The sequence below is a fragment of the Caproicibacter fermentans genome (assembly GCF_014303955.1).
GTDB lineage: Bacteria > Bacillota > Clostridia > Oscillospirales > Acutalibacteraceae > Caproicibacter > Caproicibacter fermentans.
On record NZ_CP060286.1, the window covers coordinates 2511706 to 2528789 of the forward strand.

The following is a 17084-nucleotide window of genomic DNA, read 5'->3' on the forward strand; positions in this document are numbered from 1 at the left end:
GGGAGGATCAAACTATGTACGAAAAAGCACCTTATTTTTACGGAACCGGAAGAAGAAAGAGCAGTGTCGCGCGCGTCAGGGTTTACCAGGGCAGCGGTAAAATCACGATCAACGACCGTGATATTGACGAGTATTTCGGCCTGGAGACGCTCAAGCTGATCGTTCGCCAGCCGCTCGTTCTGACCAAGACCGACGAAAAGTTCGACGTTGTCTGCCGCGTTGCCGGCGGCGGCGTAACCGGCCAGGCCGGCGCAATCCGTCACGGCATTGCCAGAGCTTTGCTGCAGTATGACACCGAAAACCTGCGCTCCATTCTGAAAAAGGCCGGGTTCCTGACCCGCGACCCGAGAATGAAGGAACGTAAGAAGTACGGTCTGAAAGCAGCCCGCCGCGCACCCCAGTTCTCAAAGAGATAATTTGTATTTTCAGAAAAGCAGCAGGGCTCGGCGCGTCAGCGCCGGGCCCTGCTTTTTGCAAATAGCTGCTTTGTCTGTGTCCACGGCTTCGGCGCGGGAGGTTTTGTGAGTTATTAGAGGAAGGAGACAAACGCGATGGAACTCTTGATTAGAACGGCGGAAAAAAGCGACTATGGCGCGGTTCATGAGCTGCTTTGCTGCCTTCATCGGCTTCACGTGTCCGCGCGGCCGGATGTTTTCGCGGAGGCGGACCCGATGACGGAAGAGGAGTATGCCTCGTTGCTGGAGAATGCGGGGAAATTCACCATCGTCGCTCAGGAAAAGGAAGGCGGGGTCGCGGGCTTCTGCTCCGTCACGCTGCGGAGCCCGTCGGAAAGGCCGGAGTTGAAAAAACGCACGGTGGCGTTTGTCAACGATCTGTGCGTCATGGAAAGGCTCAGGAACCGCGGAATCGGGAAGCGCCTGCTGGAAGAGGCAAGGAATATCTCCCGGCGGAAAGGAGCGGAAAGCATGGAGCTGACGGTTTGGTCCTTCAACCGGGCAGCGTACCGGCTTTATCGGGAAATGGGAATGTCTGAACGAAGCATCATACTGGAACAGCGGCTTTAAACAGGCCGTGTTTTCAGAAAGCGCGGCACCCGGGTTAATCCCCTGCAAAAGAAATATTGCAGGGGATTTTTTTATTTCAATCAAGAAGAAACAGACACAAACGCATGACAAAAAGTTACAAAATATAATAAAAACTGCAGTAAATCGAAAATCCAGGTGCCGCGCGCTTTTCGGAGTATTTGTGTACAAAGTGTGAACGAGAAAAAGCAATTTTGGTGCCGATCCCGCATAAAAAACAGGGCTGTAACAGTTGTAACAGGTTTGTAACCGGTCATTTTCTTACATGTTGCACAGAAATCGAGGTCGCTTTCAACCATCCACCACCGGTAATAATGTCAGATCAGGAACTAAAAACGGTTAACGTATGTGAAACTTGCACAAATTAAAACGCCGTGATGATTTGACATATGGGCAATCGGTGAATATAATATCTCGCATCGATAGAAATCCTCAGCACTGACAGCCGGCAAGTGGGGAAACATACCTGAAAAACATTCGCCGACTGAAGGGAAAGGGTGAATTTATGCGTAAGAAACTCGAGCCTGTTTTCCGTTTTTTTCAAAGGCTTGCAAAGACGATGAAAAACGCCTGTCATTCCGGGCTGCTTCGGCGGGCCGGCGCTTCTGTGTCGGGAGCGAAGGCGCGGATCTGCCGCTTTTTTATGGGCCTGTGGAAAAATCTGAATTCGGCGCGGAGGGCCGGGCTGTTTCGTCAGCTGGCCGCGACAGTGCGCGGACGGAAAGAAGTCGCGCTTCTGTTCCTTCGCGAAAGGATTTTGGACAGGGACTCGGCACTGCGATCCGCGCTGTTAAAACAGGGCGCGGCGCTTTTCCTGATGGTTCTTGTAACGGTCGGTTCGGTTGAAACGGTAATGGCTTCCACCCATCTTGCGACCGTCACATGCGACGGGGCCGCAAGCCGTGTGGAAATGACCTCCCCGGAAACGGACCAGATTCTTTTGAAGGCAGGGGTTCAGACCGGCCCCGACGACCTGATTTCGCGCAGCGACGACCCGGATCATGCCGGCGACGTCCTCATCACGGTGAAAACCGCGCGGAAAGTTAACGTTGAAGCGGACGGAACGGACAAAACGGTCACCGCGCATTACGGCGACACGGTGGGCGACGTGCTGGATCAGGCCGGCGTCACCCTTGACTCCGACGACCTGGTGACTCCCGCCGAAAGCAAGCCGGTCGAAGACGGAACCGGCATTCAGGTAACGCGGATGGTGCGGGTCACGGTTGCCGTGGACGGCGCGAAGGTTTCCGCCACCGTCAAAGAGGGCAGCGTTTCCGACGCGGTCCGGCAGGCGGGCGTTTCGCTCGGTTCGGAAGACACGCTGAATGTTTCGCCGGACGAAACAGTCAATCAGGGAATGGAAATCGACGTTTCCCGCGTCACTTACAAAGAAGAGACCGAAACGCGTGAAGTTCCGTTCCAAAAGATCACGCAGAAGGATTCCTCTCTTGCCGCCGGGAAAACGAAGATTAAGACGGCGGGCAAAAACGGGAGCGCACAGGTGGTCCTGCGCCGGAAGCTGGTCGACGGCAAGGTCGCCGAAACGCAGACCGTGAGCACGTCCGTCGTGACAAAGCCGGTTGATCAGGTCACGCTGGTCGGCACAAAGAAGACCGCGGTGAGGGCGGTCGGGTCCAACGGGACTCTGACGGATAAAAGCGGAAAAACGATAAAATATAAAAAAGTTCTGACCGGAAAATGCTCCTGCTACACCGGGGGCGGCTGGACCTCCACGGGAGCCAAGGCCGCGTTCGGGCGCGTGGCGGTCAATCCGAACCTGATTCCCTACGGAACGAAGCTGTATATCGCCTCGCCGGACGGAAAGCTGGTTTACGGGTATGCCGTCGCCTCGGATACGGGCGGCGCCGCGATGCGCGGCATCATCATCGCCGATCTGTATTACGACAGCTACTCGCAGTGCATGAAGATCGGCACCAGAACCATGAATGTTTATGTCCTGTAAGCAAGGGATGGCGGAGCGGAGGCCGTTAAGGTCTCCGCTTTTTTGCGCCGCAGCGGGCCGGAATCCTGTTGACACCGGGGACGGGCCGGGTTATAGTGAGAGCGGAACAAAAATGAGGGAGGGAACCTTCTCATGGCTTATTTTTACGCCGCGCTGTGGGTGCTGGTCGGCGTGATCCTGATTTTCCGCATGGGAGGGGAAAACCGTGTGTTTTACCCCATCGGCGGATTTTTTCTGATCCTCGGCGCGTGGTGGGCGGCGGGCGCCTGCACCGGGCTGAATCTTTTTGCCGGCGCGTGGGGCTGGGCGCTGCGGGCAATCACCGCGGCGGCGCTCTGCCTTGCCTGTGTGGAATTCGCGCGCGAAATGAAAAAGACCCGCGAAAAGAACAAAAGGGAATAGAGCCGCGCAATTCCCGGTTTTTTACTGCCAAATTCACAGCCGCAGCATACAATAGAGTGCGGGGCCAATATATTGAAACCGCTTTATCATAGATTGTCTGCCGGAGCCCGGCTCCGGCAGACACCTGTGATAGCGCATCGGATTCAGTTGAAAAAAGCGGCGAAGTAAGGTACAATAGGAGCAAACAGGGGGCTGAGTTTATGCTGATTTCCTCTTCCATGCTGGCGTCGGACTTTTCAAAGCTGAGCGATGAAATTATCCGGATGGATATTTCCGGCGCCGACTGGATTCATCTTGACGTGATGGACGGGCATTTTGTCCCGAACCTGACCTTCGGGCCGCCGGTCATTGCCGCGATGCGGCCGTTTACGGACAAGCCGTTCGACGTGCATCTGATGATCGACGAGCCGCTGCGCTACGCGCCTGAATTTTTAAAGGCGGGCGCCGACCTCGTTACCTTTCACGCGGAGTCGTCCTCCGACCCGGACAAAACGATTGAATTGATCCTCTCCGGCGGGGCCAAACCCGCGATGGCGGTCAAGCCGGGCACGCCCGCGCGCGCGGTTTTTCCGTACCTCAACAGGCTTTTCATGGTGCTCGTCATGACGGTGGAGCCGGGGTTCGGCGGGCAGAAATTCATGCCCGACATGATGGAAAAGGTCAAAGAGCTGAAGCGGGCGAAGCCGGACCTGCTGGTGCAGGTGGACGGCGGAATCAATTCGGAAACGGTTGCCGAGGCCGCGCGGGCGGGCGTTGACGTCTGCGTCGCGGGGACCGGCATTTTCAAAGCGCCGGACGCCGCGCAGGCGATCCGGGAACTCAAGGCGGCGGCCGGAGCGGGCCGGGAATAACGGAGGTACGGTGCGATGCCGTGCGGTGTAAAACTGGAGCTTGAAAAGGAACCCTCGCTGAAGAACCGGATCATTACCATCCCGGCGCCGAAAAAGCTGTCGGCGCCGAAGATGTTCGCGCCTCTGCGCAAAAAGGCGGGTCCCGCGAAGATTCTGGGCGCGGCGCGTATGGCGGGAATTGTGGACGAGCTGGACGGCGAGCCGCTCGCGGAGAAGCTGGAGCGTTTTGCCGCGGCACAGACGGCGGAGCTGATTGCCGTCTGTTTTGACGAGGACCCGAAGACTTCCGCCGCCCAGGCGGTGCTGAGGGAAAATGCCGACCAGGTGCTGGCCGGGCTGGAGCTCGCGGCCCAGGCCTGCGGCGTCCGGAATCGGAAAATCGCGGCCGCGTCCCGCGAAGAGGTGAACCGCGTCCGCAAAGACTGCCCCGGCGCGGCGTTTCTGGTTGCGGGAGCCCGCTACCCCGCGGTCGCGCTGCTGCAAAGAAAACTGGCCGATCAGGGCGGGAAGGCGGGGCTGATCGGCGCGCAGGCCTGCGCCGCCCTCACGGCGGCGGCAGACCGCGGCCTGGCGCAAAGTGAAACGGTTGTCACGGTGGCGGGCGACGGCGCGTCGAACTGGGTCAACTGCCGCGTTCGCATCGGCACGCCGCTGCGGGATGTGCTTGCGGCGGGGAAGCCGGTTCCCGGTACGGCGGCGGTCGCGGTGGGGTCCTCGGTCAACGGCAGATGCGTCACCGACCTTTCGGAGCCGGTGACGGCGGTCACCCGCTGCGTCATCGCGATAAAACGCCTTCCGCGGCGTCCCGCGCTGCCCTGCGTGGGATGCGGGCGGTGCGAGCGCGCCTGCCCGCGCGGCATTATCCCGTGGCTGATTCTGCAGCAGCTGGAGACCGGGTCGCCGAACCCGTTCCGGCTGTTTAACGTCGAGCGCTGCATCCGGTGTCAGGCCTGCAGCATTGTCTGCCCGTCGCAGATTCCCCTTGCGGCGGCGGTGGAACGCGCGGAAAAAATCAAGGAAGGCAGGAGTGATCCATGACCCTGACAAACGCAGCCTCGCCCTATGTGAAAAGCGAATTTACCGTTTTTTCCATGATGAGCAGGATGCTGCTGGCCTTGCTGGCGCTGCTGATCATTCCCGTCGTCAATTACGGGCTCCGCCCGCTCATGGTCGCCGGGGCGTCCGTGCTGACCGCGCTGATCTGCCGGATCCTGTTTTGCCTGGTCCGCAGAAAGAGCATCTCCATTTCCGAGATTTCGGTTTTGGTAACGGGCCTGATGGTCCCGATGCTTTTGCCGCTGAATACGCCTCTCTGGCTGCCCTGCGCCGCCTCCGCTTTCGCCGTCCTGGTGGTCCGGGAACCGTTCGGCGGGTTTGGGCGCAACCCGTTCAACCCCGCCGCCGCCGGCGTCGCGTTTGCATCGCTTTGCTGGCCGAAGCAGGTGTTTTCTTACTTTGACCCCGCAGAGCAGGCGGCCTTTCCGCTGTTCGGCGCAGGATCGTTCAGCACGGCGCAGTCCCCCGCGGCGGTGCTGAAGCAGGGGTTCAAACCGGACATCCTGCCGCTGAACATGCTGTGGGGCAATTTTCCCGGCCCGCTCGGTTCCACGGCGGTTCTGGTCATTGGGGCCTGCGGTGTTCTTCTGTTCCTGTCAAGGTCGGCAAAACCGGAAACAACCGTCTGCTTTCTCGGCACGGCGGCGCTGATCGCGGCGATGTTTCCGCGCATTCTGTGCAGTCCGCTGACCTCCGTCAAATATGAGCTTTTGTCGGGGTCGCTGTTTTTTGTTTCCGTATTTATGGTGACCGATCCGGTCACCGCGCCGCGCACGTTTTCGGGGCGGTGCCTTTACGGGGCGTTTGCCGGCGCGGCGGCAATGGCGTTCCGCTGGTTCGGCGCGTATGAACAGGGCGCGTGCTTCGCGCTGCTGATTGCGAACGCGGCCGCGCCGCTGATGGATTCCGCCGTGTTCTGGTTCCGCGGGTGGGAGGGGAAGCCGTCATGAAGAATAACAGGCTGGTTCTGCGCGGAGCGGGCTCGATTTTTCTAAACGGCCTGCTGTTCCGCAACCCCGTGCTGATCGGGGCGCTCGGCATGTACCCGGTCGCCGCCGCGGCGTGGAGCCTGAAAAACGCGGCGGCGCTTTCCGTTCTGTTTTTCGCGGTGTCGCTTCCGACTTCGCTGGTGCTCTGCGCGCTGGGCATGCTGGTTCCGCGCTGGTTCCGCCCCGGGCTGGTCCTCCTGATATCCGCGGGGTTTTACATTCCGGCGGGGTACCTCGCCAACCTGCTGATGCCCGGCTCCGTTACGAGCCTCGGCATGGCCGCGGGCCTGATGATCTGCAACTCGGTTGTTTATTCCCGCGCGGAGGAATACGCGCCGGAGCATGTGGCCGTGGCGGCCGCTGCCGATTCGCTCGGCTGTTCCGCCGGGTTTTCCGCCGTCGCATTTCTTGTTTCGATGCTGCGTTCGGCCCTGCTCGGCACGTTCCGTCTGCCGGCGGGAATCGGGTTTGTCATAGGCCGCGCGGCGGACCTTCCGTTCGCGGGTTTTCTGGCAATCGGGTTTCTGGCGGCTTTGATCCAGTGGGTCAACCGGCTCAGGGCCGGCGGCGCCCGGCGGATCGGAAGGGGGAATCCGTGATGTTTTTCAGACTGGTGATGACCGCCCTTTTGGCGGTCGGCACGGAAAATCTCCTGTTTGCGGGCGGCAGCGGTTTCAGCCGCGCGCTGCGCTGTGCGCAAAGGCCGGATACCGTCGGGATTTACGCGCTGGCGGTTACCTGGTTTTCGCTTGCTTCCATGTTTGCCGGAGTCTGGCTCGCCCCCTTCCTTCCGGCCGCTTACGGGATAAGGGCGCCTCTGCGCTCCGCATGCCTTGCGGCGGCAGCGGCCGTCGCGTATCTTGCGACCTTTCTCCTGCTGCGGGCCCTGCTTCCGGCGCGGATTCTGAGCAGGATCGCGCCGGTTCTCGCGCCGGCGGCGGTCAACACGGTCGTTCTTGCCATGCCCTATGTGCAGTATCAGTTCGCGCTCGACCCGACTCAGGCGGCGGGGTACGCGCTCGGGACCGGCGCGGCGTTTTATCTGGCTTCGGAGGTTTTGATGCACGCGGAGGCGAAATGCCGCAACCCGGATATTCCGGAGGCGTTCAGCGGTCTTCCCGCGTCGATTTTATACGTCGGCATCCTGTCGATGGCGTTCGCCGGGTTTGCCGGGGGAAAGGTGTTTTGAAGATGAAAACCGATACAGTGGTACGGTTTTATAAAACCGTCGATCCATCCCTGCTCAAATATGCCGTGATCGTCGCCCGCAGCGGCGGCAAATGGGTTTTGTGCCGCCACCGCGACCGGCATACCTGGGAGGTGCCCGGCGGTCACAGGGAGCCGGGGGAAGAAATTACGCAGGCCGCGCGCAGGGAGCTTTACGAGGAAACCGGCGCGGCCCGCTTTGCGCTTTCGCCGGTATGCGTGTACGGCGTTTCGGGCAGCGTCAATCACGGAGCGGAAAATTTCGGAATGCTCTTCTTCGCGGAGATCGAGGATTTCGGCCCGCTGCCGCCGTTTGAGATTGCGGAAACCGCCCTGAGGGACGAATTCCCCGCTCCGGACTGCCTGACCTACCCCGACATCCAGCCGCAGCTGTTCCGCCGCGTGCTGCGGCAGATCAAAGAAGGATAAAAAAGCACCCCGTTTTTTGATCAGGCTCGTCCTGTGCCCGTGCATCGCGGGGAGCTGGGTCTATTACTTCAATACGCTTGACGAGATCGACAAGATCCGGCTGGACGGAACCGGAAAAACGAAGGTCTGCGGCACGGAGAGCTTTGGGGATTTGTGCGGCAGCACGGAGATCACCGCGTCGTACAAGGACGGGGCCATCCTGTACCGGACGCAGCAGATGCGCTGCGTCGGGGACACCGGCTCGTATCCGGCGTATTATTTCAGCCTGGACACGGAAACCGGAACCGTAACGGAAGTCAAAAATTAAAAAACGCGGAATCTTCCGCCGCCTTGAGGCGAAAGATTCCGCGTTTCATTTTCAGGCAAATTTTGCCGGTTTGCCCTTGACATCAAAGGCGAAAGTGGTATCATGATCTTGTAAGGCACAAAAAGTGCAATGCGGAGACAGGTGTTGGCGCACCGGCCTCCTGCATACGGAGAAACAGCCTCCATACACAACTGAATCATCAGCGCATTGCGGTTTCTATTATACCGCCTGTTCGTCCGTTTGTACAGGGGGTGTTTTCCGGATTCGCTTGTGTTTTTGTCAGCGTTGTATATGGATGAGAATCCGTGTACGGCGTTTTTTTGTGCCTTGCGGCAGCCGGAACCCGGCGGGGCGGGAGCTCGGGCGTGCCACCGCCCTCCATCCGCCCGGGGGCCCGGATGTTTTCGGTGTTTGTGAAAAGGAGACAGACAGCGCGCCGTTTCAGCGCGCTGTCTGTCTCTTTCATCCCTTTAATATTTGACCGTTTTGACGAAGCTGTCGACTTCGTCTTTCTTTGCGATCGTGCCCTTGCAGTCGAGCAGGGTATTGTCCATGCGGATGATGGTATAATAAATTTCTCCGTTCTCCGCGGTGTATTTATTGTACGCGTCCGCGTCGACCGTGCTTTCCCCGCCGGTCACCGTCAGGCTTTTTTTCAGCGAAGCGTATTTCTGCTGCGCCGAGGAAGAATCCGTAAACACGGTAAACGCAAACTGCGTGTCGGAACCGCTTTTGGACGCGAGGAGCGATTTCGCGTCGGAGCCGTAGGAAGTGTCCTGCGTTACCTGATAACCGGCGGCTTCGGCTTTCTTTTGAAAATCGTCGGCCGAAACCGGGGTGCGTGCGGAACAGGCCGAAAGAATCAGGGCGGCCGATAAAATCACGGCGGCAAGAAGTCCGGCAGTTTTTTTCACGGTGATACCTCCATCAAAGCCGTTCAGGCTGATTTTTTTAAATCAAAAAGATAAAGTTATTATAGACCGGTTTTCGGCGGTTTACAAGTCTGTTTTCCAAAACGGAGCCCCGCCGTTTCCTGCTATCAATTTCCAGAAACAACCTTGTTAAATCCTGCATAGTCAGCCCTTTCCTGCGGATAATAGGGATGTAAATCACCGCATAGGAGGTAAATAAAAATTGAAAGCCACAGGAATAGTCAGGAGAATCGACGACTTGGGTCGCGTTGTCATACCGAAGGAGATCCGCAGGACGCTGCGCATCCGCGAGGGAGACGCCCTTGAGATTTATACGGATTCGCAGGGAGGAGTCATTTTTAAAAAATATTCACCCGTCGGGGAGCTTTCCACGTTTGCCTTTCAGTATGCGGAAGTTCTGAACCGTACGGCGGGCCTGCCTATGTTGATTTGCGACCGGGACCATGTTGTGGCCGCCGCCGGGGTTTCCCGCAAGGAATACCTGGAGCGCAGGGTTACGCCGGAGCTGGAGGAGTGCATGCAGTCCCGCCGGACCTTTATCAACACCAGCGGCGAAAAGCTGCAGCCCATCGAGGGAATCGACCGCATGGCGAGCGTTGTCTGCCCGATTCTGGCTTCCAGCGACGTGACGGGCGCCGTGATTTTGCTGGAGGATGAAACGCAGGCCGCGCCGGATGAGACAAAGATGAAGCTGGTGCAGGTCGCGGCGGCTTTTCTCGGCAAGCAAATGGAGGAGTAGCGCAATCATTTTCGGAATTCTCTTGCAATTTTTTTCTTTGTGTGTTAAAATATCCAAGGAATATGAAAGATGGGATGAAAGAGTGGGGCGACCCGCTCTTTTGTTTGTATAGCGGGGGTGAAGCACGATGGCCGGAAAAGGGAAAGAGGGCGGCGTTTCCGCCGCGGTCCGAAAGCTGGCGCTGCCCTACGCGCAGCAGCTGGGGCTTTCGGTCTGGGATGTGCGGTATGAAAAGGAAGGCGGCGCCTGGTACCTGAGGATTTTCATCGACAAGCCGGGCGGAGTCGGCATCGACGACTGCGAGGCAATGAGCCGCGCGGTGAACGGCCCTCTGGATGAACTGGACCCGATCCGGGAATCCTACTGCCTGGAGGTTTCGTCCCCCGGCATGAACCGGGAACTGCGGCGCGACGAGCATTTCGCGGCGTACCTCGGGTCCCGCGTGGCGGTCAGGCTGATCCGCCCCCTGCAGGACGGGACGAGGAATTTAACGGGGCTGCTTGCCGGTTATGAAGGCGGCGAGCTGAAAATAACGGCCGATTCCGGGGAAACGGTCGGTCTGCCCCTTCGGGACGCCGCGTGGGTGCGGCTTCTGGAGGAGGACGAATTGGAGGAGTATGAGGAAACATGAACAGCGAGATTTTTGACGCCCTGAACCTGCTGGAAAAAGAGCGCGGTATTTCGGTCGACTTTATGGTGGACCGCATCAAGAAGGCGATCGTCACCGCCTGCAAGAACAGCTACGGCAATGAGGACTGCGTGGTAAACGTCGACCAGGCCAAAGGCAATTTTGAGGTTTACCTGCGCAAGACCGTCGTTGAGGACATAACGGATAAGGGAAAAGAAATTACGCTGGAAAAGGCGAGGGGAATCGACCCGACGGCGGGACTGGACGACAAGGTCGCCGTTCCGCTCGACACAAAGGATTTCGGGCGCATCGCCGCGCAGACGGCGCGGAATATCATCCGCCAGGGCATCCGGGACGGGGAGCGCGACCGCATGTTTCAGGAGTTTGAAAGCAAGCACCAGGAGCTGGTCAGCGCCGTGGTGGAGCAGGTCGACCCGCGCACCGGCGCCGCCACCCTGACCATCGGCAAGGCGGAGGCCGTGCTGCCGAAGTCGGAGCAGGTCGCGGGCGAGGTTCTGCGGGAAGGCGACCGCATCAAGGTGTACGTTGCCGACGTTAAGGAAACCGAGAAGGGCCCGCGCGCGATGATCAGCCGGATTCACCCGGACCTTGTCAAACGCCTGTTTGAAGCGGAGGTGCCGGAAATCTACGACGGCACGGTCGAGATCAAGGCCGTTTCGCGCGAGGCCGGGTCCCGCACGAAGATTGCCGTTTACAGCCACAACCCGGATGTCGACGCGGTCGGCTCCTGCATCGGCTCAAAGGGAATGCGCGTCAACCACATTGTGGCGGAGCTCGGCGGGGAAAAAATCGACATCGTCCAGTACAGCGACGACCCGAAGCAGTTCATCGCTTCCGCGCTGTCCCCGGCGAGCGTCGTGGACGTGGTCCCGGCGGCGGACGGCTCCCGCGCGTGCCGCGTCGCGGTTCCGGACGACCAGCTTTCGCTCGCCATCGGGAACAAGGGCCAGAACGCCCGCCTGGCGGCAAGGCTGACGGGCTGGAAAATCGACATTAAGCCGCAAAGCGGGTTCTATGAAGAACCGGCGGAAGAGCCCGCGGAAGAAGAACCCGCGGAAGAATAAAAGAACGATGCCGAAGGGGCGGATGGGCAATGCAGAAACGAAAAGTCCCGCTGCGCATGTGCGCGGGATGCGGGCAGATGAAACCGAAAAAGGAACTGGTCCGGGTGGTGAAATCCCCCGAGGGGGAGATTTCGATGGACCTGACCGGCCGCAAGCCCGGGCGCGGCGCCTATGTCTGCAAAAGCATTGACTGTCTGAAGGCGGCGCGAAAGGCAAGACGGCTGGAAAAAGCCTTTTCGTGCCGGATCCCCGACGAGGTTTACGACCGTCTGGAGGAGGAACTGAGAGGGGATGGATAACAGGCTGCTTTCTTTGCTGGGAATTGCAAGACGGGCCGGGAAGCTCTGCCTGGGCAGCGACGCCGTACAGGAGACGGCGCTCAAGGGCGGATGCCCGCTGATCCTGTTTGCGTCGGATCTGTCCCCACGCACGGCGCGAACGGTTTTAGCGGCCGCGGCAAAGGGAAATGTGGAAACGGCGACGCTGCGTGAGAACATGGACGAAATCGGCTGCGCCATTGGAAAACGAACGGGGGTCATCGCGGTAAATGATAAGGGATTTGCAAAAAAGCTGCTCGCGCTGAACGCGGAAGATTGAGGAGGAATTCATACTATGATGATTAAATACAGGGTACACGAGGTGGCAAAGGACCTGGACGTCCCGAATAAGGACGTGATAGACGCTTTGCAGGAATACACCGGTGAAACAAAAAAACATATGACGGCTTTGACCGAGGACGAACTGGATCTCGTGTTTGAGTCCTTTACCCAGAAAAACAACACGAAAAGCCTGGACTCCTATTTCGCGCAGGCCGGCCGCCACGAGCCGGTTGTGGAACCGGAACGGCCCGATGTGGCGGTTCGCACGCAGCCGGCGCAGAGCGCGCCGAAGCCGGCGTCCCCGTCGCCGTCGCCGTCGCCGGCGTCCGCGCCCCGTCCCGCCTCCTCCTCATCCGCTCCCCGCAGAAACGACGGAAAAAGGCCCGAAAACCGGGGGCCGTCTTCCGATCACCGCCAGCGCCAGGGTCAAAGGCCCGCGCAGCAGCAACAGCAGCGCCCCGGTCAGCAGCGTCCCGGCCAGCAGCAGCGTCCCGACCGGCAGCAGAACGCCGGGCAGAACCGCGGCGCCGCGCATCCGCAGCAGGGCCAGAGGCCGCAGCAGCAGCGCCGCCCCCAGCAAAACAGCATCCGGCTGGAAACCGGCGGAAATACCATTCAGCGCCCCACGGGCAGAATCGTGGATACGCATTCCACCCATGTGGAGCTGGATAAATACAACGAAAAGTACGACCGGCTCGCCTCCGAAAAGGTGAAGCCGAACGACAACGTGGTGAAAAAGCAGAAACTGACGCAGCGCAGCTCACAGTACCGCGGCAGGCCGCGCAACTCCCGCAAGGAGACCGAGTCGGAACGTCTGCGCCGCATCGCGATGGAGCGCAAGGCAAAGCCGATCACCGTGCAGATTCCGGAGCAGATCACGGTCGGCGAGCTTGCCACCCGCCTGAAAGCGACAGCGGCGGAAGTCATCAAGAAGCTGATGGGCATGGGCGTGTTCGCGGCGGTCAACGATGTGATCGACTTCGACACGGCGTCGCTTGCGGCGATCGAATTCCACGCCAAGGTGCAGAAGGAAGTCGTTGTCACCATTGAGGAGCGGATCATCGACGACAGCGAGGACAAAGACGACAATCTGGTGACGCGCGCCCCGGTGGTCGTGGTCATGGGCCACGTCGACCACGGCAAAACCTCCCTGCTTGACGCGATCCGCCACACCAGCGTGACGGAAACGGAGGCCGGCGGCATCACGCAGCACATCGGCGCCTATCAGGTCAAGGTCGGCGGGCGCGACGTCACGTTCCTCGACACCCCGGGCCACGAGGCGTTCACCACCATGCGCGCAAGGGGCGCCCAGGTGACGGACATCGCGGTTCTGGTCGTCGCGGCGGACGACGGCATCATGCCGCAGACGGTGGAGGCCATCAACCATGCGAAGGCCGCGAACGTTTCCATCATCGTCGCGATCAACAAAATGGATAAACCGGGCGCGAATCCTCAGGCGGTCATGGAAGGCCTGACGAAATACGAGCTGGTTCCGGAGGAATGGGGCGGCGATATTCCGTGCGTGCCGGTCTCCGCGGTGCAGAAAACCGGGATTAAAGAGCTTTTGGAAATGATCCTGCTGGTCGCGGATATGAAGGAACTGAAAGCCAACCCCGACCGCGCCGCAAGGGGAACCGTGGTGGAAGCCAGGCTCGACAAGGGCCGCGGCCCGGTGGCGACCATGCTGGTCCAGAACGGCACCCTGCGTCAGGGCGACATCCTTGTCGCGGGGACCACGGTGGGCCGCGTGCGCGCCATGACGGATGAAAACGGCCGGACGATCGAGTCCGCCGGACCAAGCGTCCCGGTGGAGATCACGGGCCTTGACGACGTGCCGACGGGCGGGGACATCTTCAACGCGGTTTCCGACGAACGGCTCGCAAGGGAGCTGGTCGAGCAGCGCCGCAGCGAACAGAAGGAAGAAAAATTCAACTCGCGCACCAAGGTGACGCTCGACAACCTGTTCGACCAGATGCAGCAGGGCGATATGAAGGAGCTTCATCTGATCGTCAAGGCGGACGTACAGGGTTCCGTCGAAGCGGTGTGCCAGTCGCTGGAAAAGCTGACCAACGAGGAAGTCCGCGTCAATGTGATCCACAGCGGCGTCGGCGCCATCAACGAGTCGGACGTCATGCTGGCGTCGGCCTCCAACGCGATCATCGTGGGCTTCAACGTCCGCCCCGATCCGGTGGCGGAAGAAAACGCGAAGCGCGACGGCGTGGATTTGAGGCTCTACCGCGTCATCTACGACTGCATCAACGAGATCGGCGACGCCATGAAGGGCATGCTCGCGCCGAAATTCCGCGAGGCCTCGCTCGGCAAGGCGGAGGTCCGCCAGGTCTACCGCATCAGCAGCGTCGGCACCATCGCCGGCTGCCACGTCACGACCGGCAAGATCCTCCGTACCGCGCAGATCCGGGTGGTTCGCGACGGGATTGTCCTGACCGAAGACAAGATCGCTTCTCTCAAGCGCTTCAAGGATGATGTGAAGGAAGTCGCCGAGGGCTACGACTGCGGCATCGGGCTGGAAAAATACAACGATATCAAGGAAGGCGACATTCTGGAAGCCTTCCAGATGGAAGAATACAAAGAATAGGCGAAACAGAGGCCCGCCGTGCAAGCGGCGGGTTTTTTACCAGGGAGGGACGTATTTATGGCCGGACACAAAATGGGACGTGTAACGGAGGATATCAAACGCGAGCTGACCGCGATTTTACGCGAGCTGAAGGATCCGCGGGTTCAGGGGCTGATCAGCATCGTCCGAGTCGATGTGACGAACGATCTGTCCTACTGCACGGTCTATATCAGCGCAATGGAGGGGATGGACCAGGCAAAAAAAGCGGTTGTGGGCCTGAAATCCGCCGCCGGGTTTATCCGGCATGAGCTTGGCAGCCGCCTTTCCCTGCGCAAGATTCCGGAAATACTCTTTAAGCCCACGGATTCCATCGAGTACAGCGCAAATATCTCAAGGATCCTGAACGACCTGAAGGAGGACGAGCATGATCGGGGTTGAGGAAGCGGCCGCCCGCCTGCAAAAGGCGGAGCGGGTTCTGATTTTAAGCCATCAGTTTCCGGACGGCGACACCCTCGGCTGCGCCAGCGCCCTGTGCCGCGGGCTGCGGCGGATGGGCAAGCGCGCGGCGATTCGCTGCTCCGACCAAATCGGCCCGAAATACGACTTTTTGTTCCGGGGTTTGCCCGACGACGAGTTTGAGCCGGACCTTGTCGCGGCGGTGGATATCGCCGACGAAAAGCTGCTGGGCGAACCGCTCGAATCCGAATGGGGCGGAAAAATCGACCTGTGCATCGACCATCACCCCTCCAACACGCTTTACGCCGCCGAGACCTGCCTGAATCCGAAGGCGGCGGCGACCTGCGAGATCATTTTCGACCTTCTCCGGGAATTGAAGGCGGAGATTACCCCGGATATCGCCGCGCCGCTTTACACCGGCATCACGACGGACACCGGCTGCTTTAAGTATATCAACGTGACGCCGCGCACCTACCGTATTGCGGCCGATCTGGTGGAAACGGGCATCGACGCGCCGACGATCAACCGCGAGATGTTCGACACCAAAAGCCGCGCAAGGCTCGACATGGAGCGCAGGGTACTCGATTCCATCGGGTACGACTGCGGCGGCAGGGTCGCGGTCATCGTCATTTCACGCCAGATGGTGCGCGAGTCCGGCGCGAGGGAGGACGACCTCGACGGCCTTGCGACCATCCCGCGCGGGATTGAGGGCGTAATCGTCGGCGTCACCCTCCGCGAGAAAGAGGACGGAGCCTGGAAGGTTTCGCTGCGCGCGCACGACCCCGCCAACGCCTCTGAAATCTGTGAAAAGTTCGGCGGCGGCGGGCATAAGGGAGCCGCCGGCTGCACGCTGAATCTGCCGCTTGCAGAAGCGAAGGAACAGATGCTCCGCGCGGTGCGGGAGTATCTGAAACCGCGGTTATGAACGGAATCCTGATTCTGGACAAGCCCGCCGGCTTTACCTCTTTCGACGCGGTCGCGGTGATGCGCGGGCTGACGCATGAAAAAAAGATCGGGCACACGGGCACGCTGGACCCGATGGCGACCGGCGTGCTGCCCCTGCTGCTCGGCTGCGCGACGCGCGCGAACGCTCTGCTGCCCGACACCGACAAGGAGTACGAGGCGGGTTTCCGGCTGGGAATTGCGACGGATACGCAGGACACGACCGGAAAAACGACCGCCGAAAGCGACCGGGGCGCGTCCCGCGAAGCGGTGGAGGCGGCGCTCGGGGCGTTCCGCGGCGAGATTCTGCAGGTGCCGCCGATGGTTTCGGCCATCAGCGTCGGCGGAAAACGCCTTTACGACCTTGCGAGGCAGGGAATCGAAGTGGAGCGCGAGCCGCGTCCGGTCACGATCCGTGAACTGGAGCTGCTGTCCTACGACGAGCCGTCGCGCAGCGGCACGCTGCGAATCGCCTGTTCCAAGGGAACCTATATCCGCACGCTCTGCGCGGATCTTGGGGAAGCGCTGCATACATACGGCGTGATGTCATCCCTCCGCCGGACGCGCGCGTCCGGTTTTACGCTGGCGGACAGCGTCACGCTGGACCGGGCAAAGGAACTGGCGGCCGGCGGACGGCTCGCCGAAAGGCTCTTGCCGGTGGAGTCGCTGTTTTCAGGGATGCCGGCGGTCTCCGTTTCACCGGCGCAGGCGGCCCGCTTTCAAAACGGCGGGGCGCTGGACCTCGAAAGAACGGCGCTGCGGCGCGCACTGCCGGCGGAGGACGCCGTTTTCCGCGTGCAGGGGCCGGACGGGGCCTTTCTCGGCCTGGGCCGGGCGTCGGCCGGCCAGCTGCGCGTGCTGCGCCTGTTTCGGCGCTGAATA

21 protein-coding genes are annotated in these 17084 nt (G+C 60.3%); 20 read left to right on the top strand and 1 reads right to left on the bottom strand.

The features are described from left to right. Nucleotides 1-14 precede the first annotated feature (14 nt). The 11 genes from rpsI (at nt 15) to HCR03_RS12465 (ending at nt 8246) form a co-directional block, all read left to right on the top strand. On the top strand, nt 15-416 hold the full coding sequence (gene rpsI, locus HCR03_RS12415) for a 30S ribosomal protein S9 (protein ID WP_066647051.1): 402 nt from the start codon (nt 15-17) through the stop codon (nt 414-416). 135 nt (nt 417-551) lie between these two features. Further along, nucleotides 552-1025 (top strand): GNAT family N-acetyltransferase, encoded by a 474-nt coding sequence (locus HCR03_RS12420; protein WP_187034464.1) that lies wholly within the window; start codon nt 552-554, stop codon nt 1023-1025. 523 nt (nt 1026-1548) lie between these two features. Next, on the top strand, nt 1549-3006 hold the full coding sequence (locus tag HCR03_RS12425; RefSeq protein ID WP_187034466.1) for a 3D domain-containing protein: 1458 nt from the start codon (nt 1549-1551) through the stop codon (nt 3004-3006). A gap of 132 nt (nt 3007-3138) precedes the next feature. Beyond that, nucleotides 3139-3408: a hypothetical protein gene (locus HCR03_RS12430; protein WP_066647047.1), complete on the top strand. Its 270-nt coding sequence runs from the start codon at nt 3139-3141 to the stop codon at nt 3406-3408. A 200-nt stretch (nt 3409-3608) separates the two neighbouring features. Next, the gene (gene rpe, locus HCR03_RS12435) at nt 3609-4259 is read left to right on the top strand and encodes a ribulose-phosphate 3-epimerase (RefSeq protein WP_187034468.1); all 651 of its coding nucleotides are present in this window, start codon (nt 3609-3611) and stop codon (nt 4257-4259) included. A 15-nt stretch (nt 4260-4274) separates the two neighbouring features. After that, nucleotides 4275-5297: a 4Fe-4S dicluster domain-containing protein gene (locus HCR03_RS12440; RefSeq protein ID WP_066647042.1), complete on the top strand. Its 1023-nt coding sequence runs from the start codon at nt 4275-4277 to the stop codon at nt 5295-5297. Further along, nucleotides 5294-6265 (top strand): RnfABCDGE type electron transport complex subunit D, encoded by a 972-nt coding sequence (locus HCR03_RS12445; protein WP_187034470.1) that lies wholly within the window; start codon nt 5294-5296, stop codon nt 6263-6265. The genes HCR03_RS12440 and HCR03_RS12445 overlap by 4 nt, the downstream gene beginning before the upstream one ends. Next, nucleotides 6262-6903, top strand: a complete 642-nt coding sequence (locus HCR03_RS12450; protein ID WP_156991007.1) for an Rnf-Nqr domain containing protein — start codon at nt 6262-6264, stop codon at nt 6901-6903. The genes HCR03_RS12445 and HCR03_RS12450 overlap by 4 nt, the downstream gene beginning before the upstream one ends. Then, nucleotides 6903-7493: an Rnf-Nqr domain containing protein gene (locus tag HCR03_RS12455; protein WP_187034472.1), complete on the top strand. Its 591-nt coding sequence runs from the start codon at nt 6903-6905 to the stop codon at nt 7491-7493. The genes HCR03_RS12450 and HCR03_RS12455 overlap by 1 nt, the downstream gene beginning before the upstream one ends. A gap of 2 nt (nt 7494-7495) precedes the next feature. Further along, a complete protein-coding gene (locus HCR03_RS12460) occupies nt 7496-7939 on the top strand; it encodes an NUDIX hydrolase (RefSeq protein ID WP_187034474.1) in 444 nt (147 codons plus the stop codon). A 16-nt stretch (nt 7940-7955) separates the two neighbouring features. After that, nucleotides 7956-8246 (top strand): hypothetical protein, encoded by a 291-nt coding sequence (locus HCR03_RS12465; protein WP_187034476.1) that lies wholly within the window; start codon nt 7956-7958, stop codon nt 8244-8246. Nucleotides 8247-8716: 470 nt separating this feature from the next. Here the strand turns inward: HCR03_RS12465 and HCR03_RS12470 are convergent, their stop codons facing one another. Then, nucleotides 8717-9160, bottom strand: a complete 444-nt coding sequence (locus HCR03_RS12470) for a hypothetical protein (RefSeq protein ID WP_156991010.1) — start codon at nt 9158-9160, stop codon at nt 8717-8719. Nucleotides 9161-9380: 220 nt separating this feature from the next. Between HCR03_RS12470 and HCR03_RS12475 the strand changes: the two genes are divergently transcribed. The 9 genes from HCR03_RS12475 to truB all read left to right on the top strand — a co-directional run bounded on the left by HCR03_RS12475 (nt 9381) and on the right by truB (nt 17081). Further along, complete coding sequence (locus HCR03_RS12475) at nt 9381-9917, top strand: stage V sporulation T C-terminal domain-containing protein (RefSeq protein WP_066647018.1); 537 nt, start codon at nt 9381-9383, stop codon at nt 9915-9917. Between the two features lie 127 nt (nt 9918-10044). Further along, on the top strand, nt 10045-10548 hold the full coding sequence (locus HCR03_RS12480) for a ribosome maturation factor RimP (protein ID WP_066647015.1): 504 nt from the start codon (nt 10045-10047) through the stop codon (nt 10546-10548). After that, nucleotides 10545-11630, top strand: a complete 1086-nt coding sequence (gene nusA, locus HCR03_RS12485) for a transcription termination factor NusA (protein ID WP_066647013.1) — start codon at nt 10545-10547, stop codon at nt 11628-11630. Before HCR03_RS12480 ends, nusA begins: the two co-directional genes overlap by 4 nt. Before the next feature lie 29 nt (nt 11631-11659). Then, nucleotides 11660-11929: an RNase P modulator RnpM gene (gene rnpM / locus HCR03_RS12490; RefSeq protein WP_187034478.1), complete on the top strand. Its 270-nt coding sequence runs from the start codon at nt 11660-11662 to the stop codon at nt 11927-11929. After that, a complete protein-coding gene (locus tag HCR03_RS12495) occupies nt 11922-12227 on the top strand; it encodes a L7Ae/L30e/S12e/Gadd45 family ribosomal protein (protein ID WP_066647009.1) in 306 nt (101 codons plus the stop codon). The genes rnpM and HCR03_RS12495 overlap by 8 nt, the downstream gene beginning before the upstream one ends. Before the next feature lie 15 nt (nt 12228-12242). Next, entirely contained in the window at nt 12243-14825 is a 2583-nt protein-coding gene (gene infB / locus HCR03_RS12500) for a translation initiation factor IF-2 (RefSeq protein ID WP_066647007.1), read from the top strand. A gap of 57 nt (nt 14826-14882) precedes the next feature. After that, a complete protein-coding gene (gene rbfA, locus HCR03_RS12505) occupies nt 14883-15242 on the top strand; it encodes a 30S ribosome-binding factor RbfA (protein ID WP_187034480.1) in 360 nt (119 codons plus the stop codon). Continuing rightward, complete coding sequence (locus HCR03_RS12510) at nt 15229-16185, top strand: DHH family phosphoesterase (RefSeq protein ID WP_187034482.1); 957 nt, start codon at nt 15229-15231, stop codon at nt 16183-16185. The genes rbfA and HCR03_RS12510 overlap by 14 nt, the downstream gene beginning before the upstream one ends. Then, entirely contained in the window at nt 16182-17081 is a 900-nt protein-coding gene (gene truB, locus HCR03_RS12515) for a tRNA pseudouridine(55) synthase TruB (RefSeq protein ID WP_066647000.1), read from the top strand. The genes HCR03_RS12510 and truB overlap by 4 nt, the downstream gene beginning before the upstream one ends. Nucleotides 17082-17084: the final 3 nt, after the last annotated feature.